Origin of the sequence: Streptomyces sp. x-80 (assembly GCF_046549095.1) — a bacterium.
Taxonomy (GTDB): Bacteria; Actinomycetota; Actinomycetes; order Streptomycetales; family Streptomycetaceae; genus Streptomyces; species Streptomyces celluloflavus.
Genome location: NZ_JAJPWM010000007.1, coordinates 438,660 through 463,401, shown reverse-complemented (window position 1 = coordinate 463,401; position 24,742 = coordinate 438,660). Strand labels below are relative to the sequence as shown.

Here is a 24,742-nt window from a genome sequence, read left to right as displayed (position 1 = left end):
CACGGCGCAGCCACTCCTTCGCGGGACAGGCCCGGCGAACCCGCCCCGCTTCCAGCACCACCCCACTACACTCCCCAAACCCAAGCCGTTGACCAGGAAAAACATCAAAGTCCGGCTGGAGTACTAGTACTACAGCCGGTTGTTCACGTAACGTGACGGCGGGTTGCTCATTGCTCCGTTCGTGAGACTGATGCTGCCGCCGGATGCTGTGCGGACTGGCGAGTTGAGTAGGCCGAGATCCGGGCGCTGGACGGGGAGTTGGAGGTGCTGTGCGCATCGGTGGACGATGTGTTCGTGCGTCCGGCCTCGCGGGAGAATCTGCGGGCGATGGTGCGTGGGCTGTTCAGCGAGGTACCGCGCAAAAACCTGTGGCAGCTCGCTGAGTTCGCCGGGCATCCGAACCCGAACCGGCTTCAGGGATTTCTCGCAAAGGCGGCCTGGGACGCCGATGTACTTCGTGACCGGGTCCGCGACTACGCAGTCGCTGCCCTGGCGGCCGACGACGCTGTATTGATCGCGGACGAAACTGGTGACATCAAGAAGGGCACCAAGACCGCCGGGGTGCAGCGGCAGTACACGGGCACGGCGGGCCGGATCGAGAATGCCCAGGTCAGCGTGCACCTGTCCTATGGATCCCGGCAGGGGCGCACTCATCGACCGCGGGCTCTACCTCGGCCGCGCCTGGGCCGGCACCACCGCCGAACACAAGCGCCGCTGCGCCGAGCAAGGCATCCCACCCGCGAACACAACCACGGTGGCGACGAAACCGGAGCTGGCCTGGCGCATGTTGGAGCGCGCCCTGGGCGTCGGCGTGCCGTTCACCTACTTCCTTGCCGACGAGGCGTACGGGCAGTGCCGCGCGCTGCGCACCTGGCTGGAAGAGCGCCGGGTGCGCTACGTGTTGGCGTTGCCCAAAGTCGAGGTACTGCCGCTGCCGGACGGCCGCACCCGGCAGGCCCGTGAGCTATACGCCGTGGTGCCCGAGGAGGCGTTCGAGCGCCGCTCGTGCGCCGACGGCGCCAAGGGGCCGCGCGAGTGCGACTGGGCCGGAGTCCAACTCGCGCACACAGCTGAGAACTTCGAACGGCATCTGCTGATCCGTCGCTCGACCGTGCCCAAGAAGAAGGACAAGAAGACCGGCGAGCTCGTCCGCGAGGTCGCCTACTTCCTGTGCCACACCACCCCGGGCACCACCCTGGCCGAACTGGTCACGGCCGCCGGACAGCGGTGGATGGTCGAGGAGGCGTTCCAGGCCGCCAAGGGCCAGGTCGGCCTGGACGAGCACGAGGTGCGCAAGTGGTGCTCGTGGTACCGGAAAACCACCGTGTGCATGCTTGCCATGGCCTTCCTCACCGCCATCCGGAGCCGCCACATACCCGCCCCGCCGACGTCATCCATCCCCCGAGCCTGAACGAGATCCGCCGCCTGTACGACCGGATCGTCCTCGCCCCCGCCCGGACCTGGCTCGTCATGCACTGGCACCGCTGGCGTACCCGCCACCAGACCCGAGCCCGCGCCAGCCACTACCGCACCCGCACCCGTCCGCGCTCACCCACCGTAAAACCACCGGCCGCAACACTAGTGGTGCCAAGCTCGCCCGCCCGTGTTGCGGATGAACCGCTGCAACACCTTGATGGTGGTCAGGTACTCCTCATCGGAGACACCCGCGTGCCGTTCCGTCCAGAGCTCGTCCTGAAGGGCCGCGGCCTTGTCGTAGAACACCCTGCCCTCAGCCGTGATGCCCAGGCGCCCCTCGACATCCTCGGTGATCCAGCCCTGGGCGATGATCGTGTCGATCTCTGACTCCATGGTTTCCGGGCCGGCGTCGAGGTAGTTCCGAAGGAGGCGGGACACCTCGTCACGGGTCTTGACGGTGTCGGCCCTTGCCACCTGCGCAAGGGCCCACCACTGCGGTTGGGTGGTACCGATCCCGGCCAGGGCGGCCCGGGTGCGAGTGATGACAGCCTTGTAGGCCGCCCAACTCCAGTAGCCGATGGGCTGCTTGATCAGGTCGGCGTCGCCGTGCGAGTACTCCATGGCCGGGATCCCTGTCGTTGTCTGAGTCGGTTCGACGAGATCGACCGTAGAAACTCAACCGGACTTGAGGTCAAGGGCGTACCGGTCGACTCCTCCGAGAGGTCGCTGCTCACTCACCGTGAAACCACCGGCTGTAGTACTAGGGCCGAGACCGCGCAGGGCCTGTTGGGAGCCTCCAGCGTTCAGCACGCCTCACCTCCCCCGGGATGAGGCGTGAACACACCTCCTGAAAACGAATAAATTTCCCCATTCGGGCAAGGCTGGATCTCTGACAACCGAGCCCCGCAGGATCGGTGCTTCAACTATCTTATGCACTAAGGACTTTACGTAGACCTTGCAGTTCGGCGAGCGAAACTGAAGCGCGGTCACGAGCCAATAGGGAGGGCCTTGGAAGCCACTTATCCACTCTTAGTCGCTGTCGGCATGGGCTCATTGATCACGCTTGTCGGGGTTGCCGGTGGAGCATTTCTTGTCATTGCGGCTCAGCGAAGCACTCGTCCCGTACGGCGCGAGGGGGAGGCCAGCCCCCTCCCCGGTGACGCAGTGCCGGATGGTCCGGCAAGTCGTCGACAGACTCCCAACCCTCATCCACCTCTGACGGTCCACAAACACCCGCAGAAAGAAAGGACAGGGACGATGGAGGCTACTCCACGGGACACGGCAGCCAGGGTCGAGGCCCTCATCAGGCACAAGAAAAACATCGCTGAAATTCGAGTCGCCTTACGCATCAGGACCGCCCAAACGGTCACCCGCTGGTTAGCTGGATCCCTCGCCGTCGCCCTGCTCTTCGCTTTCGTCATTGCGAACGTAGCTGTCGGGTGGGACTCTATCGCCCTTGCGAATAAGATTGCCATTCCCGTCTTTGTGCTCAGCATCGCTACCTTCGGTGCGGTCTGGGGAATGGAATGGAAGGCGAGGGATGATGGGAAAAAACACTACGATAGGACACCGCGGGAACTAAAAATCGAGCTGGAAGCAGCGGAAGAACTTCGCCTTCTGGATGCCGCCCGGCTCGGTCTTCCAGTCCCCGACCGCCAATACTCCTACAAAGATTCCATCCCTGCAGAACTCGAAAGCCTACGTAAAGACGGAAAGAAATATAGAAGGAGGCATAACCTCGCCCAATCGATTATCATCCTCGGATCGCTGGGTGGAACCTCTGTCTCCGCGCTCGCGGATACGCCAGCACCGCTTAAATATTGGGCTATGGGAATTACGCTTGCGGTAGGTGCGGCAGCAGGCTTCACCGGGTACTACAAGTGGCGCGAGCGGGCTTTCTATCTGCAGCAGACAGCGGACGAAATCGAACATCACGCAACAGCTTTCGAATTGGGGATCTATCCCTACGACGACCCTGACGAATCCGGCAGGCTGGCCAAGCTCGCTAAGGAAATCGAACTTTTGAGGGTTGAGCAACGCAAGCGCGAACAGCAGCTTGATCAGCCGCATGAAGGGAATGCAGAGGCCGTCTGAGCTACCACCTACTGCCAATGGGGCAGGCCGTTTCTCGGCGACCTGATGGTGTGCCAGAGAACGGCCTGCCTGCGCTTCGCAAAGGACTGCTGTGACGTGGCGGCGCCTTCATTAGCTGGGACGCCAGGCCGCGTCAGTCACGTCCAACTACGGCCGTGGGTCGCGCTCCACGAGCCGGTTCCCTGGCCGAGTGCAGGCAGGCAAGCCGTGCCGCCTCGTCCTCGCGGAAGGCGGTGAATTCCTGGCATCTCTGGCTCATTACGAACTCGCCGAGCGGCAGGCAGAGGTCCATAGACTGGTTGTACACGCCGACCATGAAAAGGCCGTCAGTGGCGCGGTAGTGCGGAGGTGGGGATGTCGCGTTCACCGTCTCCTCGGCAGCCTCACGGATGCCCGTTCTCGTACGACGGGGTCGGTGCTCAGCGCGGCGTCGGCGAGCAGATGGATGTGCCAGTAAAGATGGATCCGGCTCTCGGTCGTGGGATCCGACCGGGCGGCGAGAGCGAGTACGGGTGTGGGGTCGTCGAGATCGAGACGTACGGCGAGGCGGCCGAGGTCGGAATGCTTGTCGCCGAAAGTGGCCAGCTCCCAGTCGATGAGGAGTCGGGAACCCGCCGGTTCGCGCAGGAGGTGGCCTGGCCGCAGGTCGTGGTGGAGCAGCACTGGCTGGATGGAGTCTTCGCCGGCCTCGACTTCTTGGTGGAGGAGCAGGGCGGTAGCGCGCAGGGTTGGGGCGGCTGTTGCATACGTGTGCAGGCGGTTGTGAAGGTAGTTGCTCCAGCTGCGGTGTTGTCGGGCGCCGGCGAGGCGGCCGAAGTGGGTACCGGGGATGCGGTGGATGGCGGCCAACGGTTCGGCCAGGTCCTCCAGGTAGCGATCGGCAGGTACAGGATTTGCGTGGAGTGCGGTCTGTGCGGTCCACGGCGGGGTGTTGTACCGGTACGCGGCGAGGAGTTGCGGAGCTGGGGCGTCGTGCGTGGCCAGGAGGCGGAGAGCTGCGGCTTCGTTTGCGGCGCGGCTCGGGTCGCCGTAGTGCTTGAGGATGTATGGCGTCGGTCCGTCCACCGACCAGACGCGGTTGGCCTGGCCGGTGGTGATCTCGCGGGCGCTTGGTGGGACTCGGCCGTCTATGTCGTTCATGGCGCTGTCAGGCAACGTCGCCGAGATAGCTGTCGGGGGACTTGGGTGCCTTGGCGAGGGTGGCGATGGGCTGACGGATTGCCCGCGGCAGCAGGTTGAGGGCCGGAATGTTCCTCAGCGGCACCCATTCCAGACCGGTCTGAACCTCGTCCTGGGCGTGGCCGCCGAGTTGGCCGGGGGAACTGGTGGGGGTGCACAGGAAGATCGCTTCGATGCGGTGCGTCTTGGCTTCGCTAACAGGGTGGTCATGGTTGGCGCCGATGTATTCGCGGAGCCACAGCAGTCGTTCGACGGTAACAGTAAGGCCGGCTTCCTCGTCGACTTCGCGTCGGACGGCGTCGCCGAGATTCTCCCCGGGATGCTGGCCGCCGCCTGGAAGGAAATAGCACTCCTGGTCGTCCCAGACGGCTCGCACGAGGAGGACGTGGCCGTCGTGGAGGATGACGGCCTTGGCGGAGGTGTGGATTTCGGGGGTGGGGGGGCTCGGTCACGTGATGGTCCAACTTCCCGGCGCGGAATGAGTGTTGCATCAGCGTTCAGTCTTGCCGAAGGTGTTCGGGTGTCGTGCGATGCGACCGAGGATCAACCGTCAGGTACCGGCGAGGCGGATGAACGGTTGGGCAGGGCTGCTTGCGATCAGTGCTGCTGCGGGTGAGGTGGAGGAGTGGCGATATGTGGCTGGTCGTGGGAAAGACCGCGGCGTGGAGGGCTGGGGTCAGCTGGATGACTTGGGCGGCGAGAACGGGGCTGTACAGCAGGACGCCTGCGAGGGGCGAGCGCGGAGCACGGGGGCCGGTCCACCGGGTGGAGACGACCGCGGCGGCGATCAGGGCATGCCGAGAAGAGCCCCTGCGGTGCCCGAAGCCAGGGCGGCTGCCACGCCCGTGGCCGTCGGTGATCCGCCCGCTGCCAGAACGGGGACCGGCGCACTGCGGTTGTGAGATGCCGCCTGGCTTACGGCGTCCTGCCCTGGGCGAGGGTTTCCCAGGCGGCGGCGATGAGGTCGGGGGCGAGGTGGGTGGTGGAGGCCCGGCTGTTGTGGGCGAGGGTGTCGCGGTGGTCAGGGTCGGTCAGGAGTTTGATGGCGGCCTGGGCGAAGTGGGTCCGGACTTCGGGGTGGTCGATGTCGCCGTCGATGAGGATGCCGGTGCGGCCGTGGTGGACGCGTTCGGTCATGGCGTCGATCGGGCTGGTGATGACGGGGGTGCCGGCGGTGGAGGATTCCGCGGCGGCGAGGCAGAACATCTCGGGGAAGCGGCAGGGGTAGAGGGTGAGGGCTGCCTGCTGCTGGATCTCGATGAGTTCGGCGCGGGGGCGGGGGCCGAGGAGGCGGACGCCTTCGGGGAGGTTCTCGGGGTCGAGTATCTGGCGCCAGCGGTCGTCGGATTCGGAGTTGGTGAAGCCCCAGAGCTGCCATCCGCTGGTGATCCAGAGTTCGGCGTCGGGGACGGCGGCGCGGATGCGGGGCCAGAGTGTGAGGGCGGCGTCCAGGCCCCGGTTGGGCATGCTGGCGTAGAGGCAGATGTTGGCCCGGTTGCCGGTGGGGTGGGTGTACCGGTCGGTTTCGACGGGGAGCGGGATGAGGCGGGTGGGGATCGGCAGCATGGTGGCGTTGATCCGGTTCTGCATGGCCTGGGAGGCGAGGACGACGGTGCCGCCCTGGGCGCCGAAGGAGCGGGTGAAGGCGGCGGGGCCGCGGGTGCGGTCGTCCAGCATCCAGAAGAGGTGGCGGCCGGCCTTGGAGTCGGTGGGCCACAGGGCTTCGTCGAAACGGACGGCGACGGCTACGTCCGGGGCGGGGGCTTCAGTGAGTTCCCAGGTCATGCGCCATGTCACGGCGTCGTACACGCCGGGCTTGTAGCAGCAGTTGAAGACCTCGACCTGGTGGCCCCGGGCGGCCAGGGCGCGGGTGAGCAGGACGAGGGAGGCTTCGCAGCCGCCGAGGCCGGGGCTTTCGTAGTCGGGCGGGTAGAAGCTGGTGCGCTTGGGGTAGTGGAAGTGCCATCGCATGGCGAACTCCTCAATGGCAAGGCGGGAAAGGTCAGTTGCGCCAGGTTTCTTCGCGTTCGGCGGTGGGGTCGAGGCCGAGTTCGCGGGCGGCGTGGACGGCGTCCGCGGACTGGAGGAGACCGTCGATGCCCCAGTTCAGGAGGGCGGGGGCCTTGTTGAGCGGGGTGAGCAGGCGGCCGTAGACGCGGCCGGTGTCGGGGTCGGGGCGGCGTTCCAGGAATGCGGTGATGCGGGCGGCGTAGCGGAGCTGGGCGTAGGGCGGCTGTCCGTCGTCGGTGACTTCCTGGTAGCCGAGGTAGCGCGGGGGACCGATGGTGATCTGGCTTTCCTCGTCGCATTCGCGGGCCAGCGTGGTGGGGGCGTCCTCGCCGGGCTCGGGCTTTCCGCCGGGCAGACCGTAGCGTCCGGCGTCCTCGCGGAGGAAGACGCGGCCGGTGCCGTCGAAGCAGAAGCCGTATACCTGCCGGACAGGGAGGTGCACGGGGAGGGGGGTGGTGATCCATCGGAAGGTGGTCATCGGCTCTCCGGGAGAGTGGTGTGGGGTGCGCAGGAAGGGGTTGTGGGGGCGTGGGTTCTGGGTGTGAAGTCGGCGGTATGCCCGTGGTGTTCTGCAAGCCTGACGCACTGTATGGACCGCACAGCCGGGTCGACCGGGAGCGCGCCGTGGCTCTGCTATCGGCGCTGGCGGCGATGTGCTGCGCCTCGTACCCGGTAGAGGTGGACTGTGCGTGGCGTCCTGCGGTCCGGCGGGCCGCGGTGCAGGTCGCCGAGCGGTCGGCGACCGAGTCCGCCTTCCGGGGCACGGTGTGCCGGCCCGAAGCCGCGGCGGCCCTGCTCGCGGCGTCCGCCCAGGCGTTGCCGGCGGGGCCGTCGGCCACGCGGGACGTGCTGCGGCTGGCCGTGGAGGGGCTGGGGTTCAGCGTCGGTGCGGAGCGCCGGTTGGTGCTGGGGGAGCAGGGAGTGGACGCGGTGTACGGAGGGGCGACGACCACGGTGGAGTTCGGCCGGGTCCGTTCCGACCTGGTGGCGTACCTCGCGGCCGAGGAGGTGGACGTGTGGCTGCTCTCCGGCGGACAGGAAGCGTGTGTGCTCCAGTGGTGGAAGACGTACGTACGTCATGTCCTTCTCGACCGTCGGCCCGGCGAGTATCTGCTGCGGAATCTGGTGCACGTGTGTGACGGGCCGGATGGGGAGTACCTGATCGGCCGGGTGCGGGGCTGAGGTCACGGGGTGGCCTCCCAGCAGGTGGCGGCGTGCAGGGCGATGTGTGCGGCGAGTTCCGCGGGCTCGGCGGCGGTGCTGTTGAGACGCAGGACGTGGGGGACGTGGGCGGTCATCAGGCGGTCGAGGAGGTCGTGCCAGACGGTGAAAGCGTTGGGGTCGGGGCCGAAGAAACGGCGCTGGGTGTTCTTCGTGGTGCGGCCGGTGGCGACGTCGGCGTGGTGACGTTCGAGGCGGGTGGGGAAGCCGGTGTGCAGGAGGGTGGCGCCGGCGAACCGGACGTGGGCGGGCGCGGTTGCGGCGTAGGCGCGGGACATCCAGCGGTCGCCCTCCCGCTCGGCGCGGGCCCAGGCCCGGAAGTGGGTGCTGACCTTGAGGACCGGCAGCGGGCCGGGGCGGTGCAGGGCGCGGTCGATGACCGGCTCGGCGACGTAGAGACTCCGGCGCAACAGGTCGGTCGGGCTGCCTGGGGGCACCGCGGTGGTGATGCCCGCGAGCCGGGCGTCGAGGCGTCCGAGGCCGCCGCCGACGAGCGGGCCGATGACGATCCGCGACTCCAGGCCGTACCGCAGCAGCTGCTCGCGCACCAGGCGGGTGACGGTCTTCTTACCGGAGCAGTCGAGCCCCTCCACTGCGTACGGTTTCACCGAGGTCTCCCTTCAGCTCCAGGTGGACGGGTTCTCCGCGCAGGAGCGCGGTGTCGATGAGGGCCGACGCGGCCCGGTGGGCGGCCGGGTCGCAGGCGGCCAGTTCGATCAGGTGCAGTGGGTAGCGGGTGGGGTTCTCGTACGGCAGGTCGGCGTAGTGCCAGGAGTCCTGATCGTCAGGGCAGCAGGGGATGGCGGTCGCGGTCGGGGCTTCGAGGAGCCGGGCCGCGGTCCGGTGATGACCGTAGGCGTTGCCGAAGTGACGGACGCGTTGCCCAGTGAGGTGTTGGGCGGTTTCGGCGAGCGCGGTGAGGCGGGCGCCGGGAATGAGGCGCCCTGCTTCGAGGAGCGCGAGCAGTCCGTCCTCGGTGAGCGGGGTGGGCCGGGCGGAGCCGGCGGTCAGGGGAGTGGTGTCCAGGCGACCGGTCCGGGCGTGGAGGCGAACCCGCAGGGGGATGCCGTGCGGGCTGGTGGCGACCGCGAGCAGGGGGAACATGGGCTGCTGTTCCTGCCGGGCCCAGCCCTGGAGGGCGGGGAGCAGGCCGCCGGGGACCTGGGCGAGGGCGCCGGTGAGGATGTGGCGTACCGGGGATCGGGTGAGGCTGGTGAGCGTCAGCTCGGGCAGGGTAGGGACGACGGCGCGGTGCAGGGTGTCGGCGGCCTGCCACAGGGCCTCGCCCACCGTGAGGCGGTCACCGGTGCGGGTGCAGCGGGCGGTGAAGTCGTCGCGCAGGTGGGCCAGGACGGTGCGTTCCCGGCGGGTCGGGGCAGGGTGGTCCAGCGCCGTATCGTAGAGGCCGCGGATGGCCTGGACCGAGACGGTGTCCGAGGCGGGCAGCCACCATGGGGCGAAGGCCAGATGCTCCGGGCCGGCGAGCTGGAGGACGTGGAGACGGCCGTCGTGGATGCGGGGCAGACGGAGGGTGGTGCCACCCCGGCGGCGTGGGGTCTCGTTGAGGATGCCGTGTCCGTGGCCGAGCACGGCATGGTGCCGGTGGTGGTGGATGGGCATCCGGGCGGAAGGGTTGACCGTGGGGTGCCAGGCGTCCGTGTGGTCGAGAGGCATCAGGACTGCACCGCCCGGGTTCCGGCCGACTGCCAGGGCCGGCCGGCGGGTTCGGTGAGGCGGCGTGCGTAGTGGCCGAGGTTGGCGGCGAGTTCGGCGTCCCGCTGCTCGGCGCTGCCGGAGCGGGGCGGGTGTGCGCGGTGGAAGACGCCGGTGGACAGCACGGGGATGACGTAGGAGCCGCGGGCGATGGCCTTGGCGGCGAAGCACACGTCCTCGGGGCCCCAGCCGGTGAACTCCGGTGGGAAGCCGAGGGAGCGGGCGGTCGTGGCGGGCAGTGCCAGGTTGTTGCCCTTGACCATGAAGGGGAGGTCCACCGGGCCCAGGAGCCGGCCGTGGCCGAAGGTGCGGAAGCCGAGGGTCTGGTCGAGCGGCCGGACGGTGACCGGGGCCTGAACCGGGTGCAGGCCGAGGCGGCCGGGGACGTAGCGGGCGGTGGTCCGGGAATCCCGGCTGCCGTCCGGGGACCGCCCGGGAACCGGCAGATGGGCGGGGATCTGCTCACGGAGGGAAACGGTGATCAGGTTGGGGGCGAGGAGATGGCGGGCGATGTGCTGGTTGAGGTAGTCGGGGGCAAGGTGGGTGTCGGCGTCGCAGAAGACGATCAGTCCGTGGCGGGTGCGGGCCAAGCCGTGGTTGCGGGCGCCTCCGCAGTGCAGCCGGGTGTCGCTGCGGACCAGTCTGATCTGCGGCGGAAGGCCGGCCGGCAGGCGTAGCGGCGGGGTGCCGGAGTCGTCGACGACGATCGCCTCCCAGGGAGTGTCGGCGGTCAGCCGGGCGGTGGCGGCGGTGAGCGCGGAGAGCACGTCGGGCAGGACGTCGTGGACGTCGCGGGCCGGGATCACCACGCTGATGCCGGCCCGCCACGGGAGAGGCCGGGTGCGGAAGGCGTCCATCGGGCCGAGCCCCAGGGCGTGCGCGGCGTGGTCGAGCGCTCCGTAGTGGTTGCTGCGGGCCGCGAGTGCCTCGGCGGTTGTGGGTGGCGTGGAGTGGAACGGGCGGATGTCGGGCCAGCCGAGCCAGCCGGTCACCGTCCACGGATCGGCGACCTCGGCCTCCAGCAAGGTGGCGAACACCCGGGACCTGCCGCGCTCGGAGAGCAGTAGCCGGGCTGGGCCTACGGCCGCAGGGGTTCGGGCCAGGAGGGCGATAAGGGCCCGTGCCGGAGCGGGTTGCCAGCGGCCACCCCGGTGGACCCAGCCGGGACGACCGGGGGCGGCGAGCCGCACCCGCCGCGTGGCCAGGGGAACCTCGACCACCACCTCAAGGGGCGTGTACCCGGCCTGGGCCCATGAACCGGCCAGGGCTCCGGGCTCAACTTCAGCACGGTGGGGCTTCCTTGCCGCCTGCGGCCGTGTCATGACACACGCTCCGCACGGGTCGCCGCCACGGACTCGGACAGGTCCGGCAGGTCGTGCCCCATCCGGTCCCGCTTGGTGCGCAGATAGCCGAGACTGTGGATGGTGGGGGCGACGAGAAGCGGTACCCGCTCGGACACCTCGACGCCCAGCGCGGTGAGCGCGGCTGTCTTGTCAGGATTGTTGGACAGCAGCCGTACGGACCGGACACCGAGGTCGTTCAGGATCTGCGCGGCCACCCGGTAATCACGGGCATCGGCCGGAAGACCCATCGAGGAGTTCGCGTCGACGGTGTCGAACCCGGCGTCCTGCAAGGCGTACGCCCGCAGCTTCGCGAGCAGTCCGATCCCTCGTCCTTCGTGGCCGCGGAGGTAGAGGATGACCCCGGTGCCTACGGCGGCGATCTCGGCCATGGCGGTATCGAGTTGCGGCCCGCAGTCGCAGCGCAGGGAACCGAGAGCCTCGCCGGTCAGACATTCGGAATGCACCCGGACCAGCACTTGGTCGGCGTCGCGGACCCGCCCCAGAGTCAGCGCGAGGTGTTCGCCGCCCTCAAGGACGCTCCGGTACCCCCAGGCGGTGAACGTGCCGTGGGCCGTGGGGATGCTCGCCTGCGCGGCACACCCGATACTGCCGCTGACATCGGCAGAACCGCCCGGCGACGGCTGCTTCGCCTCCTCGGGATGCGCCTCCCGCCGGGCCTGCTCCCGTACCGCCATCAGGATCAGCCCCATGGTGTTCTGGCCGTGCCCGGCACAGACACCCCAGAACTCGTCACCCCACTCGTTGCCCTCGACCAGCTCAGCGCCGCCGGTGCCGAGGAGTAACGCACGCAGATGCGGATCACGGAACTTCTCCTCCACCAGGGCCCGCACCACCGAGACCTTGGACTCCTCCCAATCGGCGCGGTCCGCGTACCGACGGCCGAGCCGCTTGGCCTCGTCCGGGTCCACGGTTCCCGCGATCCGCGCGCGGATCGCGGTGTCGAGAGTCTTGGCGGCCTGATAGGCGTGCTCGACGGTGGGATAGCGCCGCTGGTCGAGATGGACTTCGGCGGGCGAGTAGTTCGACAGGAACTCCCATCGGCCGGCGAACCGGTCGATCACACGCGGTACGACGGACTCCGCCTGAGTGACCGGAATGGCGGGCTGAGCAGAGGGGTTCACGGGCTTCTCCTCGTCGTCGGGGATCGGGAGGTGCGTGGTGCCGTTGCGCTGGCCGTCCAGTAGGCCGAAGGCGGCCCAGCAGCGTTTGCCGGTCTCCGTGGGGTCGGCACCGTGCCGGTCGGAGAGGGCGTCGACCAGCAGCAGTCCGCGCCCGCACTCGGCGTCGTCCGCCGGTACGGAGCGAGCCGGCAACGCCGCTGCGCGGTCGTGTACTTCGACCACCAGGTCCCGGCCCGTCCAGGTGGCGACGGCCTCGGCCGGTCCCGGTCCGCCATGACGGACCGCGTTGGCCAGGAGCTCTCCCACGACGAGCTCGATGCCGGACAGCGTCTCCTCCTCCAGTGGCAGGGCCCAGGAGCGGACCTGTGCCAGGAGGCGGTGCCGCGCCTCGCAGGCCGAAGCGGGCGTGGAGACGACGGAGAGCGTGAACCGGTGGTGCGCTGCCATGGGAGGACTCCTTCGCCAGCCAGTCGGCCGGGATCTGCGCGGCCCTCGGCATCCGGGCGGATGGATGGGCTGTCCGGCACTCGCCAAGCGTCGGGGCGTCGGAGTAACTGCGGTATGACCAGCGGGTGTTACCGAGGTGGGAATGGACTCGCCCCCGGCTTCGTGCGAGGCTTGATCGTGCCTGAGACCGCATCGGAAGTTGGCCCCATGGACGCCACCACCCCCGGCCTGCTCGACCACGGCGTCCTCGAACGCGAGGACCTCCGCCGAGCCCTGGCGGAGCACGACTTCGCAGCCGCCTTCGCCCTGATCAAGAAGTACGGCGGCCTGTCCCAGAACCGCATCGCCTCGGCCTGTCACCTCACACCGGGCAAGGTCTCCACGATCATCGGCGGTCGGCAGCAGGTCACCAGCTTCGACGTCATCCGCCGGATCTCCGACGGACTGCGCATTCCCGGGCACCTCCTCGGTCTCGCGCCGCGTCCCTGGGAAACCCGGCAGTCGGAGCAAGGCCCGTCATGGCGGCCGACGGACCGGCGGTCGACGACCGAAGAGGTCCCCTGGCAGCCGGATGCCACCGTGGCCCTGGCCGCCGATCTGACGAGGAGCGATCTCGTGATGGACCGACGCGCGGTCACCCGCGCCCTCGCCGGAACCGCGATCTCCGGTGCCTCCCTGCTCGATCCTCTGGAGGGATGGCTTCGGCCCGCGGCATCGGCCACGCCGCCGCGCCGACGCGGACGCCTCGGCGTCCGCGAGGTCGACGAATTGGATGCCACTGCCCGTGCCTTCCGGGCATGGGATCACCGCTACGGCGGCGGTCTGCGCCGCAAGGCCGTCCTGGGCCAGCTGAGCGAGGTCGCCGCTCACCTTGACGAGCACCAGGCACCCACGGTGGAAGAGCGCCTCTACCAGGTCATGGCCCAGCTCGCGGGCACCGCTGCCACCATGGCCTGGGACTCCGGGCTGCAACAACGGGCCCAGGAGTACTACTTGCTGGCCTTGCGGGCCTGCCACGCCGGAGGGGACAAGATCTTCGGCGCCAACGTCCTGGCGGGCATGGCACGACAGATGCTCTACCGCGACAAACCACACGACGCCCTCGAACTCGTCCGGCTTGCCCAGGAGGGCTCACGCGGCGTCGCGGGCCCGCGGGTCCGCGCCATGCTGCACACCCGCGAGGCGTGGGCACTGTCCGCCATGGGCCGCACCGCCGCCTTCCAGCGCGCCACCGCCCAGGCCGCGGAGTCTCTCGCGGCGGCGGAGCCGGGGCATGAGCCGTACTGGATCGCCTACTTCGACGAGGCCGAGCTGGCAGGCGTCACCGGCGGCCGGCTCCTCGACCTCGCACGCCGGAGCCCTGAGCAGCACGCGGACACGGCGGCGGCCGAGATCCGGCAGGCCCTGTCCACGCGTGGCCCCGAGGCCGGTCGAAGTCACGCCCTGGACCGCATCGGCCTGGCCGAATGCCACTTCCTCCGCGGCGATCTGACCGGCGCGGTGAACGAAGTCCATCACGCGGTCGACGCGGCCCGCTCCACACGGTCCAGCCGCGTCCGCAGCCAGCTCAGCGCGCTGTACCCGTACACCGTGGGACACAGTGCGTCCAGGCCGGTCCGCGAGGCCCGCGATAAGATCCGCGACTTGCTGTCGAACTGACACCGGAGGGGAGAGCCCGTGACCACCATCGCGGTGACCGGACACATGGACCTGACCGAGGACAGCGTTCCGCTGGTCCGCCAGGCCCTGGAGCAGCTGCTCCAGCAGCGCGCCGACGACACGCTCGTCGGCGTCTCCTGCATTGCCAGGGGCTCCGACTCCCTGTTCGCCGAGGCGGTCCTGGCCGCCGGCGGTCGCCTGGTCGTTCTCATCCCGTCACGCGACTACCGCCAGAAGAAGGTCAAACCTGATCACGCTCCCCTCTTCGACCGGCTGGTCGAGGCCGCGGGTGAGGTCCTCGTCATGGACCACGAGACGGCGAACCGGCAGGCGTACGAGACGGCCAACGCCGCGCTCCTGGAGCGGGCTGACCGTCTCGTCGCTGTATGGAACGGGGAGCCGCCCACCGGCAAGGGCGGCACCGCCGACGTGGTCACCGAGGCCCGGGGCGCCGGAATTCCCGTGGATGTGGTGTGGCCCGTCGGTACGGCCCGCGCCGGCTGACCGTCGTGTTCTCGGACAGAGTCACCGCGGTGGTCACCGTCGGCGCGGTGGGGCCGCTTCGTTCCGGAGGACCACCGCAGGAGCAGGAGCCCACTTCGGCTTCACGCGCCGTGACGGCACGGTGATGTACCCGAGGTGATGCAGCCTCCAGACCAGGGTGTCGCCGACTGATTCGGCGCTGTCGAGTTCGCGTTGCCCGGTGGCTTTGGCCAGCAGGGCCGTGGTGTCGTGGCCGGCGCGTTCGGCTTGGTCGAGGACCGCTGCCAGTCGGCCCCAGCCGGGCTCTGCCAGCAGCCGGTCCGCGAGGTGCGGCAGGACGGTACGGATCGTGATGGTGTGCCGCTGCCGGTTCGCTGAGGGAAGACGCTCGCCCTGAGCGCGCAGTGCCGCGAGCGGGGCGGCCGCGGTGGCCTCATAGGCGGCACGCAGGTGGAGAGCGGCGCGCTGGGCCGCTTCGGCCTGCTGGGCGCGGCCTCGGGCGGTGTGCCAGTGCGCGGCGGCGACGGCGGCCAGCATCATCAGGTCGAGGAGGAGGGCGGTGCCGGCGCCGTCGACGCTGCTGGCAGGGCCGGAGTGGATGATCTGGCGGGCCGTGCGCCGCAGGGCGTACATCTGCTCGTTCTCGGCGCGGATACGGGACTGTGCGGCGCGTTCGAAGTGGCGTGCCGCCTCTTGCAGCTCGCTCCGCGCAGCGCCGTGTGTGGTCTGGGCGAGGGCGCCGATGACCTCACCGACTCCGATCAGGTGCGCCGCTGCCGTGCGGTCGTTGCCGGACTCCATGGCGGTGAGGGCCGAATCGGTAGCCTGGACGGCGCCGTAGCGGGCGCGTAGCGGAGCCGAAGCGCCACTGCGGTCCAGAGCCGTGGGCTGCGCTGGTATCTCTGCGTCGGCGGGAGCGGTGAACCGCTTCCGGATGCGGGGCAGGGACAGGTCGGGAGCGAGCTTGGAGCCGGAGTACCAGACCGGCTCACCGGTCTCGTTGTGATCGCCGTCGAGCGCGACGGCGTAGCCGAGAACATCCCCGGAAGGCGCGACGCGTTTCTTCACGAGGACGTCCTCGGCGGTGAGCCGGTCGAAGAACTCCGTCTCGTCGGCGGCGCCGGCCAGAGCACGGTGCACGTGCTCGCGCAGCAGCTCACGTGAGGCTGCCTTCTGGCCGAGACGCTCTGCCTTGTGGCGTTCGGCACTGGTGGGGCGTTTGGCGGCGGTGCCGTCGCCAGGGGTGATGCGGTGCAGGTCGTAGTCGGCTTCGATACGGCGGGCCTCTGCTTGGGCGCGTTTGCCGGAGCGGTGGTGGTCGGGGCGGCGGCCGTCTTCGCGTACGAGGGTGGCGATGATGTGGATGTGGTCGTCGGCGTGGCGGACGGCGGCCCAGCGGCAGCCGGCTCCGTCGCCGGGGTCGATGCCGGTGGCGGCGACGATGCGGCGGGCGATGTCGGCCCACTGTTCGTCGGTCAGTACCGGATCGTCGGGTGCGGCCCGTACCGAGCAGTGCCACACGTGCTGCTCGGGGCGCCGGTCCGCGGCCAGGAGGCGGAGGGGCTGGTCGAGGAGCTGCTGGAGGTCTCTCTTGGTGGCGGAGGCATCGCGGCCGGGGTCGGGTGCCATGCCATCGAAGGAGGCGACGAGGTGGGGATCGAGGTGTTCTTCGTGGGTGCCGGGGCCATAGAGGTAGGCGAGCAGACCGAGGGTCTTGCCGCCCTGCTTGTGGATGCGGGGGATCAAGCAGCCTCGCCCTCGGTGAGACGGATGACGCGCTCGGCGGCCGTCTGCGCTGTCCGGGCCGCACGCCGGATGTCGGTGATCGCCTCGTTGAGGTGGAGTGGTTCGCCGCCGGAGTTGAGGATCTTGGCGACCTGGTTGAGGTTGTTGCCGGCATAGCCGAGCTGGCGGCGGGCGGTGAACAGCTCGGTGAGCACATCGCGTTGGTCGGCGATGGCGGCGGCGGTGCGGGACTGGTCGCGGGCGGCGGCCAGAGCGGAGTGGGCGAGGAACCCGGCCATGCTCATACCGGAGGTATCGGCGCCCTTCTGGATGATCGCGCGCTCACGGTCGTTGAGGCGGACACTCAGCGCGGGGCGCTGTTTCTTGTCGCGCAGGCGTGCTCGTGCTCGGGGCTTGGCCTTGCCGTGGGCCTTGTCCGGCTGCGGTCCGCCCTCGGCCGCAGCCTCACCGTCCGGCACCCCCTGGTGCCGGACCGGTCCCGCCACCTCAGGGGCGGAGCCGGGTTCGAGTGCTCCCCCTGTGGGGGAGTGTCCGAACCTCCAACTTGCTCCGCCTGGGGCGGGGGTGGCGGTTTCCGCGTTGGGGTCGGTGGGGGTTCTGGGGTGCGGTTGGTGCATGGGGGTCCCTCTGGGGCGGTGGGTTGTGAGTGTGCGGTGGTTGTGTGCAGGCGGTCCCCTCCGGACTGGGGCGGGGCGCGGTCGTGTCCTGGTCCGGGGTGGGGACGGGGACCGGTCCCCGCGACTCATTGCATTTGGGGACCGCGCTTCGGGCGGTTGATTTCCTCGTCCCTCTAGAACGGGAAGTGGCGGTGCCGCGATGGTCCCCATCCTCGGTTTGTGTCTCCGGCTCCTGGTTTCGGGGACCGGGCTTGGGGGACCGTGCGAGGGGTGGCCTGCGTCCTTGCTGGGACCGGCCGCGGCATTCGCTGCGTCCGATGGGGACGGTCCCCGAGCTGACTGGGGGACCGGTCCCAACTTGACGGGGATGGTCCCCGCTTCTCGGCGGGACCGGTCCCCGACGGTGTGTCAGGGGGACGGTCCCCGGTGGGGACGGTGAGCGGGACCGGTCCCCTGGTGCATCCCCCGTCCCCGCTCGGTCCCGTGTGCCGGTGGCGCACGGGACCGAGCAGTCGGGGGGCCGGTGCCTTGTGCGGTGGGGACCGGTCCCGGGGACCGCTCAGGTTTGGGTGCGGTGACGCCTGCGGTCGGGGCCGGTGAGGATGACGCGTTGGGTCATTTCGGCGAGGCGGGAGGCGATGCGGTCGCCGAGGGCGGTGCGGAGGTCGGCGGTGGGGAGGTTGGTGGTGATCAGGGTGGGGCGCAGGTGCTCGTACCGGTGGTTGATGAGCCGGTAGGTGAGTTCCTCGGTCCATTCGCTGGTCTTGGCCGCGCCGAGGTCGTCCAGGAGCAGCAGGGGGCAGCGTGCCAGGGCCTGGAGGTCGCGTTCGGCGTCGTGGCCGGAGCGGGGGCGCAGGCGGGCGTACAGGTCGGCGGCGGTGACGGCTTCCCAGCGCAGCCGGACTCCGGCGGCGAGGAGGGTGCGGATGGCGCCGTACGCCTGGTGGGTCTTACCGGTGCCGGTGGGACCGGCGATCAGCAGAGACGGGCCCTCGGCGATGCCCGGTGCGCCACTGGGGCCGGGGCGTCCGGCGGCGGCTATCACCTCGGTCCAGGCGGTGACCTGCGGGTGGTCAGCCAGAGCGCTGCGATACCGAGCGGGGATACGGGCGTCGGCCAGCTCCAGCGCGGTGACCGGCTCGCTCGGCGGCTCTTGCGCGGTGGCTGCGTCGGGGTCGATGCCGCGAGCGGTGAGGATGGCGCCGAGCCGCTCGGCGAGCGGGCCGACACGGTGCGGGGCGTGGGTGAGGGTGGTGGTCACAGGTCACCCCCGTAGGCGGCGGCGACGTCGGTCGGATTGGTCCACGACCGGTGGGCGGTGCCGGATGCGGTCGGGGCGGCGTTCATGATCTCGTGGACGAGGCTGGGCAGGGTGCTGGGGTGCAGCCCCCTGGCCCGGTGACGGGCAAGACCGGCACGTATATGGTCGGGGCCGATGCCCTCGCCGAGGAGCTTCTTGACTTCGCTGCCGAGGTGCCCGAGCACGCTCGCAGGCGGCCGGTGGGCGCAGGCGGCGGCGTACTCGCCTATGAGGTCCTTCGCCGAGACGGTCGCCTGGGGCGCGGGGGCGCTCGCGCCGCCCAACGGAGTAGATCCTAGATCCCTGATCCTAGGTCCTAGATCCGGACCGTGAGCACTCACCGCGGGCTCCGTGCCGCCTCCCTGCGTCGGCGTTGAGGGCTCACTGAATCGGCCCTGACCTTCGGTTTCGTCACTCACTGTGCCCTCACTGAGTCCTCCGTGAGCAGGTGCGGAGGGCACCGTGAGTGTGCGCTGCGTCTGCGGTGAGGGCTCACGCGGAACACCGTGATCGTGGTGCGGGCAGACGGGGTGCCGCACCCCGCTGGGCCGGTTGACCTTCTGGTGCTGGGCGAAGGTGACGATATGCAGGTACCGCTTGCCGTCGGCGCCTTCGTAACGGCAGATCAGCTCGGCGGCGTGGAGCTGGGTGAGGTCGTCCTCGACGCCCATGGGTCCGTGCTCGGGGCGCAGGGACCACAGCAGACCGGCGATGACGGCGGCCTGATCGCGGAACCGGCCGTGGTCGTCGGCCTGGGTCAGCAGGCCGAAGAACGTCCGCTCGGCGGACAGGGACACCGCTGCGAGGGACTCGGAGTGGAATGCCTCGGGCTTGATGGTGCGGATACGGGCGATGTCGATCGACCACCTTCGTCGCGAATCGGGGCCAGGGAAATTCGGCGGGCCGGGGTGCGTGGACAAGACAGCCACACCCAGGGCGCGAAAGTCCAGAGTTGGTTCTGAAACTCCGTACAACTTCCGGCCCGGTCGGAAAACGGTAGACCCTGATCCCCGGTTGCTGAAATCACCCTCGCAAACTCCAGGCGACGGTGCATCGCTCACAGCAGACAGGAAAGGATTCCCATCGCCGGGGAACGCAAGCTACAACACATCCATGCCACCACGCCCCCTTGAAATCGGCCCCGCGGGAAAGGCCGTCGCCCGCGCCATCGTGCGCACCCGCACCGCCCGCGGCTACTCCCAGCGCCAGCTCGCCGCCCGCGTCACCGCCCTCGGCCGACCCATGACCGTCACCGCTCTCTCCCGCATCGAACGCACAGCCCGGCGCTGCGACATCGACGACTTCGTCGCCATCGCCACCGCACTCGGAACCTCCCCGCACACCCTCCTCACCACCTCTCCCAGAGACCGGGGCCAGACGGAGCGGGCGGAACATAGCCGACGATCACCGGTTAGCAAAACCGGCGATTCTCCGGACCATTGAATTTCTCGGCACGCCCGTCGTGCCGTAGCCGGCAATCCGCTCATTCCATGCGAGGAAATTCTTGACCCGATCACCGATAAGACCTTCCCGAAACCCCCTCTACGGCGAGGGGGTGGGACGCCGATGAACGGCTCCACCCGCTCGCGCGACAAACTGACCGTGGACGAACTCTGCGCCGAGCTTCAGGTATCCCGGTCGACTTTCTATGACTGGCGCCAGAAAGGCCGGGCGCCCCGGTGCGTAAAACTCCCGAACGGTAGCCTGCGCATCCGCCGTAGTGACCTGGAGAACTGGCTCACCGGCTGCGAGGGCGGCGCGTGACGAACCGGTCTTTCAAGGTCCGTTTCTACAAGACGGAGGTCTACAAGGGAAAGCGCGGCACCACCTACACCGTGCGCTGGTCGGTGAACGGGCGGAAGCAAGGCGAGACGTTCAAGACCAGCGCCTCGGCCGACTCCTTCCGCGCCGTGCTCCTCGTCGCTGCCAACAACGGAGAACCGTTCAACCAGGACACCGGAAGGCCGGCATCGCACGCGGCGCCGGCGGCCGAGGTCACCTGGTACGACTTCGCCCTGCGCTACGTCGATATGAAGTGGTCGCGCATCTCGGCCAACAACCGCATCAGCACAGCCAAGACCCTGACCAAGGCCACGCTCGCGCTCCTGCGCGCCGAACCGACCCAGTACGACCCCGTCGAGGTCCGCAAGGCCCTGCGCGAATACGCCTTCAACAAGAACCGCCGGGACGAGGCACCCTCCGAGCTGCGCGCCATCCTCGCCTGGATCCGGCGCAACTCGCTGCCGATGAGCGCCTGGGAGGACACCAAGCACGTCGACGCCGTACTCCACGCTCTCGACACCCGACTCGACGGCACACCCGCCGCCGCAAGCTCCGCCAAACGCTATCGCCGCGTCCTGAACGTCGTCCTGCGCTACGCCATCCGCCAGAACGTCCTGACGGACAACCCGCTGCCCAAGGGACGGGACGAGAACACCGCCCCGAAAACCTCCGGCGCTGTCGACAAGCGTTCCCTCCTCAACCCCGGACAGGTAGCTGTCCTGCTCGCCTGGATCGCCGCCCGCCCACGCACCGGCCACCGGCTCACGGCGTTCTTCGCGACGCTCTACTACGCCGGACTCCGACCCGAGGAAGCGGTCGCACTCCGCGTCGAGGACGCCGTCCTCCCCTCCACCGGTTGGGGTGAACTCCGGGTGCACACCGCAGCGCCCGAGGTCGGCAAGCATTGGACGGACGACGGCGAGATCCACGAAACCCGGGATCTGAAGGGGCGGGCGTCAGGGGACACCCGCCCCGTGCCGGTGCATCCCGCCCTCGCGTCGATCCTCCACACCCTCGTCACCCAGGACCAGCTGACCGCGGGATCCCTTCTCTTCCCCGGCGAGAAGGGCGGCCTGCTTGCCGGCTCCGTCTACCGACGAGCCTGGGACAAGGCCCGCAAGGCGGTCCTGACGGAGCGCGAGTACCGCTCGCCCGTCGGCAAGCGGGTGTACGACCTCCGCCACACGTGCCTGACGACCTGGCTCAACCACGGCATCCCGCCGGCGCAGGTCGCCGAATGGGCAGGCAACAGTGTCCCCGTCTTGCTCTCCACCTACGCGCGCTGCATCACCGGGCAGATCGTTGAACTACAGCAGCGCATCGAGGGGCCCCAGAAACTCCCGGGCGTGCCACTGGCATCAGGCCCCGGCGGCTTGCTCTCTCCGCCTCTTCCCAGGGCGCCGGGCCGCGCCCGCTGATTGCGACGGCGACAAGCGCCACACGGTAGGGCCCCTCTGCCCATGCCCGTATGCCGAGCGGGCGAGGAGACAAGGGAGGCAGCTGAGGCGTGCTCCCGATCCAAGGTTTGGTGGCGTGAGTGGGCCGCCTCGGTCCTCGGAAGCCGGGCGCCCCACGCCACCGGGCACACCAAAACTTCGGGAAGTTTTCGGGAAGAACAGCCGCCGAAACCCGCCCCGGACCGGCTCCAGCCGGACGAATCCGCCGCCTCAAAGCTCGTCGTCCGGCAGCGCACCGCCAGCACCAAACCGCCCCTGGCCAGCAAAAAGACCCTCCCAGCGGGAGGGTCTGACCTGGCGCCCCCGGCAGGACTCGAACCTGCGGCCAAGTGCTTAGAAGAGACACGGCCGCACCAGGTGGTACAGGCCGCTGACCTGCCGCTTCGCCCCCTTCCGGAGCATGGCTGACGATCTTTTCTCGCGTATTCACCGGAGGCTGCCATTCCGGCAGCCCATGAAACACGATTCCGTGAGGCCGCCGCCGCGACGCCGGGTGGTCTCCTGACTGGAGGCAGCATGGCCCTCTCCCACTACCCTGGTATGCACCACCTGAGAACGGAGAGTGCTCCACGGATGGGCCCGAAGACGACGAAGGCTTACGAGAAGATCCGCGCTCGGATCACCTCGGGCGAGTACGCCCCCGGCGAGAAGATCCCCTCGGAGCGGACGCTCGAACAGGATGAAGAGCTGGACATCCGCCGTACCGCACTTCGGCAAGTGTTGGCCCGACTCGTGTCGGAGGGCGCCTTGGAGGTCTACGGCCGGAGTTCGTACCGGGTGACGGGGGGCGTGAGCGTCGAGGCGCCGGCCGGGCTGGAGCCTTGGCGAATCCACGGTGAGCGCGACCTCTACGACAACCGATGGGTCAAACTCCAGCTCTGGGACGTGGAGCCACCCGGCGTAGAGCGCTTCGAGCATCACGTGGTGAAACTTCAGCACGTCGCGATCACCGCGGTTCTGGACGGCCAGGACCGAGTACTCATGATGTACCGATACCGTTTCGTCCCGCAGCAGTGGGGATGGGAACTCCCGGGTGGCATCGTGGACAAGGGCGAAGACCCGGCGGACACGGCGCTGCGGGAAGTCGTGGAAGAGACCGGGTGGCGGCCGAAGTCAGTAGAGCACGTCGTCACCTATCAGCCCATGGTCGGCATGGTCGACTCGCCCCACGAGATCTTCGTAGGACACGGGGCTGAGCAAGTTGGTCCGCCGACAGACCTCGAAGAAGCCGGCCATATCGAGTGGGTACCCCTGTCCGACGTCCCAGGGCTCATGGCGCGAGGTCAGTTGATGGGTTCCGGCACCCTCGTCGCCCTGCTGCACATCCTGGCGAACCGCGGCAAGCGAGGGACTACAACCGCACGCTAAGCAGGTCGACGCGACGGCGCTGCCGCACCGACCCGGTGCGGCTCGCCAGCAGCCGTGCCTGCCTCAAGTGGGTGGCCGCGTCGTCGTACTCGGCACGGGCAAGGTGGGCTTGCGCAAGGTCGGTGTGGAGTCCGGCCTGTGCACGGACGAAGGTCGGGTCGACCACGTCCAACGCTCCGTACAAGCTGGTAACCGCGGCGTCGTCGCCCAGTAGGCCAAGGATGTTGCCGCGCCACCTGGCGAGATGGCCGCCGTTCAGGAAGATGCTCAGCATGTCCGGGTCGCGGTCCTCAGGGCCCGGCGGGATGATCGCCACAGCCGCGTCGAGAGCGCGTCGGCAGTCGTCCGGCAGTCCGGCGTGGGCACACAATTCGGCTTCTGCCGCGTACAGCCACGCCCGGAGCCGGGGTGAGCCGCCCTCACCAAGAGTGCGTTGAGCATCGCGCACCAGGTCGAGACCGAGCGCCGGTCGGCCCGCCTCGCACAGCACGTACGCCTGCTCGCCCATCGCGTGGGCAAGGTACATCGGATCCTCAGCGTCGCGCGCCGCGCGCTTCGCTGTTTCGTAGTGGCGCCACGCCCTTTCGACCGCCCCCACGTCAATCGCCTGCCACGCAGCAAGGGTCGACGCCCCAGCGAGCGCAAGAGCCACGGGCCGGCGCGCGCTCGGGAGGACAGCGAAGTTCAGCGCATCTTCGAGGCGTCCGAGATGCCCGGTCATCTGGTCGACAAGTCCGGACGCACCCAACTGCCGGTCCATGGTGCGTAGCAGTTCGGTCTGGTCGTTGAACGTCTTCACCATGGACGCGCCGACGCTGCTGGCCGAGTCGATCCGGCTGAGCAGTTCGTCGTACCCGTCGGCCACCGGCGGCGCCGCGGTTGTCAGGCCGCCTCTCAACTCCGCGTCCGTGACGCCGAGGAGCTGCCGCAGGATCGCCGCGTAGCGGTCCGAGAGGACTCGCTTCCTGTTCTCCCACTCAGAGACGTACACCCGCAGGCTCGCGGTCGATGCGACATCGGTGACGTGCCGTCGGGCGTACTGCTCGATCTCGCGAACCAATCGTTCCTGAGACCAGCCGCGCGCCGAGCGCGCATTCCGAAGTCCTGTCACAGGCCACCGCCCGGCTATAGGTCCACTCACTGACCTAGCCAGGATGCCTCACATCGCCGCAGGTCAACAGGGGTTAACAGAGCCGGAGTTAAGCCCTGTTGGCTACCGGCTCCCCCACCTCAACCGGTCTTCTGGAGATGCACCGCAGCGGGCAACCGTCACTCGAATCGGCGAAGACCCTTGACTCTGGTGCGCACCAGATGCCAACCTTCTGGTGCGCACCAGACGAAGGAGTCGCCTCCGGATCGCGGTGCGCAGGACACACCCGCGAGTCCCGTGAAGACGGGAGCCCCGATTTGGGGTTACCGCGCTCGCTGGGGAGTGGCCGGTGCTTGAGAACTGAACAGAGATGCGAATCGATGGGGTGAGAGTCCCTGTCCCCGTAACGGCCCGGGTGATGGCCGCTGGTGGCCACTTCGTGGCAGGCGAACCTGTCCTGCCCCGCGTGCCAGCCCTGGAGAACGGTCGTGGGGATCAGCCCTTCATAACTGGAGGTCAACCCTTGATTGCCACCTGGTACGCGCCGCCCTGCTGGCGTCAGAGCAGTGACGATGACGCGCCCGATTCAGGCTCGGGACCGCCCGCCGTGGCAACGGCGGGCGGTGAAGCCTGCGCCCCTCCGCAGCTCCCGGATACGTCCGGGGCGCTGCGGCC

At 69.1% G+C, this 24,742-nt stretch carries 23 protein-coding genes and 1 pseudogene; 10 read left to right on the top strand and 14 right to left on the bottom strand.

From position 1 onward, the window contains the following. Positions 1-327: 327 nt before the first annotated feature. Both ACLJWH_RS17320 and ACLJWH_RS17315 read left to right on the top strand, forming a co-directional pair. Positions 328-582 (top strand): annotated as a pseudogene (locus tag ACLJWH_RS17320) (transposase); the annotation flags it as partial. Positions 583-628: 46 nt separating this feature from the next. Beyond that, a complete protein-coding gene (locus ACLJWH_RS17315) occupies positions 629-1,411 on the top strand; it encodes a transposase (RefSeq protein WP_411142592.1) in 783 nt (260 codons plus the stop codon). A gap of 167 nt (positions 1,412-1,578) precedes the next feature. Here the strand turns inward: ACLJWH_RS17315 and ACLJWH_RS17310 are convergent, their stop codons facing one another. Then, complete coding sequence (locus ACLJWH_RS17310; RefSeq protein WP_411142591.1) at positions 1,579-2,037, bottom strand: MarR family winged helix-turn-helix transcriptional regulator; 459 nt, start codon at positions 2,035-2,037, stop codon at positions 1,579-1,581. Between the two features lie 636 nt (positions 2,038-2,673). On the opposite strand from ACLJWH_RS17310, the gene ACLJWH_RS17305 reads away from it, so the two are divergent. Beyond that, on the top strand, positions 2,674-3,510 hold the full coding sequence (locus ACLJWH_RS17305) for an SLATT domain-containing protein (protein ID WP_411142590.1): 837 nt from the start codon (positions 2,674-2,676) through the stop codon (positions 3,508-3,510). A 363-nt stretch (positions 3,511-3,873) separates the two neighbouring features. Here ACLJWH_RS17305 and ACLJWH_RS17300 read toward each other — a convergent pair whose 3' ends face one another. The 4 genes from ACLJWH_RS17300 to ACLJWH_RS17285 form a co-directional block, all read right to left on the bottom strand. Then, the gene (locus ACLJWH_RS17300) at positions 3,874-4,650 is read right to left on the bottom strand and encodes a phosphotransferase family protein (protein ID WP_411142589.1); all 777 of its coding nucleotides are present in this window, start codon (positions 4,648-4,650) and stop codon (positions 3,874-3,876) included. Between the two features lie 7 nt (positions 4,651-4,657). Further along, the gene (locus ACLJWH_RS17295; RefSeq protein ID WP_411142612.1) at positions 4,658-5,092 is read right to left on the bottom strand and encodes an NUDIX domain-containing protein; all 435 of its coding nucleotides are present in this window, start codon (positions 5,090-5,092) and stop codon (positions 4,658-4,660) included. A gap of 512 nt (positions 5,093-5,604) precedes the next feature. Then, entirely contained in the window at positions 5,605-6,660 is a 1,056-nt protein-coding gene (locus tag ACLJWH_RS17290; protein WP_411142588.1) for a glycosyltransferase family 4 protein, read from the bottom strand. Positions 6,661-6,691: 31 nt separating this feature from the next. Beyond that, positions 6,692-7,177 carry an NUDIX hydrolase gene (locus tag ACLJWH_RS17285; RefSeq protein ID WP_411142587.1) on the bottom strand — a complete coding sequence of 162 codons (486 nt, stop codon included), beginning with the start codon at positions 7,175-7,177 and terminating at the stop codon, positions 6,692-6,694. A 146-nt stretch (positions 7,178-7,323) separates the two neighbouring features. Here ACLJWH_RS17285 and ACLJWH_RS17280 point away from each other — a divergent pair, with 146 nt between their 5' ends. Further along, a complete protein-coding gene (locus tag ACLJWH_RS17280; RefSeq protein ID WP_411142586.1) occupies positions 7,324-7,881 on the top strand; it encodes a hypothetical protein in 558 nt (185 codons plus the stop codon). Between the two features lie 2 nt (positions 7,882-7,883). Here ACLJWH_RS17280 and ACLJWH_RS17275 read toward each other — a convergent pair whose 3' ends face one another. From ACLJWH_RS17275 to ribA, 4 genes are all read right to left on the bottom strand, one after another. Continuing rightward, positions 7,884-8,528, bottom strand: a complete 645-nt coding sequence (locus ACLJWH_RS17275; RefSeq protein WP_411142585.1) for a hypothetical protein — start codon at positions 8,526-8,528, stop codon at positions 7,884-7,886. Continuing rightward, entirely contained in the window at positions 8,488-9,594 is a 1,107-nt protein-coding gene (locus tag ACLJWH_RS17270; RefSeq protein ID WP_411142584.1) for a hypothetical protein, read from the bottom strand. The genes ACLJWH_RS17275 and ACLJWH_RS17270 overlap by 41 nt, the downstream gene beginning before the upstream one ends. Then, a complete protein-coding gene (locus tag ACLJWH_RS17265) occupies positions 9,594-10,670 on the bottom strand; it encodes a glycosyltransferase (RefSeq protein WP_411142583.1) in 1,077 nt (358 codons plus the stop codon). Before ACLJWH_RS17265 ends, ACLJWH_RS17270 begins: the two co-directional genes overlap by 1 nt. Positions 10,671-10,951: 281 nt before the next feature. Next, complete coding sequence (gene ribA / locus ACLJWH_RS17260) at positions 10,952-12,565, bottom strand: GTP cyclohydrolase II (protein WP_411142582.1); 1,614 nt, start codon at positions 12,563-12,565, stop codon at positions 10,952-10,954. A gap of 207 nt (positions 12,566-12,772) precedes the next feature. Here ribA and ACLJWH_RS17255 point away from each other — a divergent pair, with 207 nt between their 5' ends. Together ACLJWH_RS17255 and ACLJWH_RS17250 are read left to right on the top strand one after the other, a co-directional pair. After that, entirely contained in the window at positions 12,773-14,224 is a 1,452-nt protein-coding gene (locus ACLJWH_RS17255) for a helix-turn-helix domain-containing protein (RefSeq protein WP_411142581.1), read from the top strand. Positions 14,225-14,242: 18 nt separating this feature from the next. After that, positions 14,243-14,728, top strand: coding sequence for a hypothetical protein (locus tag ACLJWH_RS17250; protein ID WP_411142580.1), 486 nt, complete (start codon positions 14,243-14,245; stop codon positions 14,726-14,728). A gap of 33 nt (positions 14,729-14,761) precedes the next feature. On the opposite strand, the gene ACLJWH_RS17245 is transcribed toward ACLJWH_RS17250, so the two are convergent. The 4 genes from ACLJWH_RS17245 to ACLJWH_RS17230 form a co-directional block, all read right to left on the bottom strand. After that, positions 14,762-16,453 carry a relaxase/mobilization nuclease domain-containing protein gene (locus tag ACLJWH_RS17245; RefSeq protein ID WP_411142579.1) on the bottom strand — a complete coding sequence of 564 codons (1,692 nt, stop codon included), beginning with the start codon at positions 16,451-16,453 and terminating at the stop codon, positions 14,762-14,764. Continuing rightward, complete coding sequence (locus tag ACLJWH_RS17240) at positions 16,450-16,938, bottom strand: plasmid mobilization protein (protein ID WP_411142578.1); 489 nt, start codon at positions 16,936-16,938, stop codon at positions 16,450-16,452. The genes ACLJWH_RS17245 and ACLJWH_RS17240 overlap by 4 nt, the downstream gene beginning before the upstream one ends. Before the next feature lie 691 nt (positions 16,939-17,629). After that, positions 17,630-18,331, bottom strand: a complete 702-nt coding sequence (locus ACLJWH_RS17235) for an ATP-binding protein (protein ID WP_411142577.1) — start codon at positions 18,329-18,331, stop codon at positions 17,630-17,632. Next, positions 18,328-19,224 carry a hypothetical protein gene (locus ACLJWH_RS17230; RefSeq protein ID WP_411142611.1) on the bottom strand — a complete coding sequence of 299 codons (897 nt, stop codon included), beginning with the start codon at positions 19,222-19,224 and terminating at the stop codon, positions 18,328-18,330. Before ACLJWH_RS17230 ends, ACLJWH_RS17235 begins: the two co-directional genes overlap by 4 nt. A gap of 259 nt (positions 19,225-19,483) precedes the next feature. Between ACLJWH_RS17230 and ACLJWH_RS17225 the strand changes: the two genes are divergently transcribed. The 4 genes from ACLJWH_RS17225 (at position 19,484) to ACLJWH_RS17210 (ending at position 22,977) form a co-directional block, all read left to right on the top strand. Continuing rightward, positions 19,484-19,813 carry a helix-turn-helix domain-containing protein gene (locus ACLJWH_RS17225; protein WP_411142576.1) on the top strand — a complete coding sequence of 110 codons (330 nt, stop codon included), beginning with the start codon at positions 19,484-19,486 and terminating at the stop codon, positions 19,811-19,813. A 123-nt stretch (positions 19,814-19,936) separates the two neighbouring features. Beyond that, on the top strand, positions 19,937-20,134 hold the full coding sequence (locus tag ACLJWH_RS17220) for a helix-turn-helix transcriptional regulator (RefSeq protein WP_411142574.1): 198 nt from the start codon (positions 19,937-19,939) through the stop codon (positions 20,132-20,134). Beyond that, positions 20,131-21,570: a tyrosine-type recombinase/integrase gene (locus ACLJWH_RS17215; RefSeq protein ID WP_411142572.1), complete on the top strand. Its 1,440-nt coding sequence runs from the start codon at positions 20,131-20,133 to the stop codon at positions 21,568-21,570. The genes ACLJWH_RS17220 and ACLJWH_RS17215 overlap by 4 nt, the downstream gene beginning before the upstream one ends. A 612-nt stretch (positions 21,571-22,182) precedes the next feature. Then, positions 22,183-22,977 (top strand): NUDIX domain-containing protein, encoded by a 795-nt coding sequence (locus tag ACLJWH_RS17210; RefSeq protein ID WP_411142570.1) that lies wholly within the window; start codon positions 22,183-22,185, stop codon positions 22,975-22,977. Here the strand turns inward: ACLJWH_RS17210 and ACLJWH_RS17205 are convergent. Then, positions 22,961-23,968, bottom strand: a complete 1,008-nt coding sequence (locus tag ACLJWH_RS17205) for an XRE family transcriptional regulator (protein WP_411142610.1) — start codon at positions 23,966-23,968, stop codon at positions 22,961-22,963. The genes ACLJWH_RS17210 and ACLJWH_RS17205 overlap by 17 nt on opposite strands. Positions 23,969-24,742: the final 774 nt, after the last annotated feature.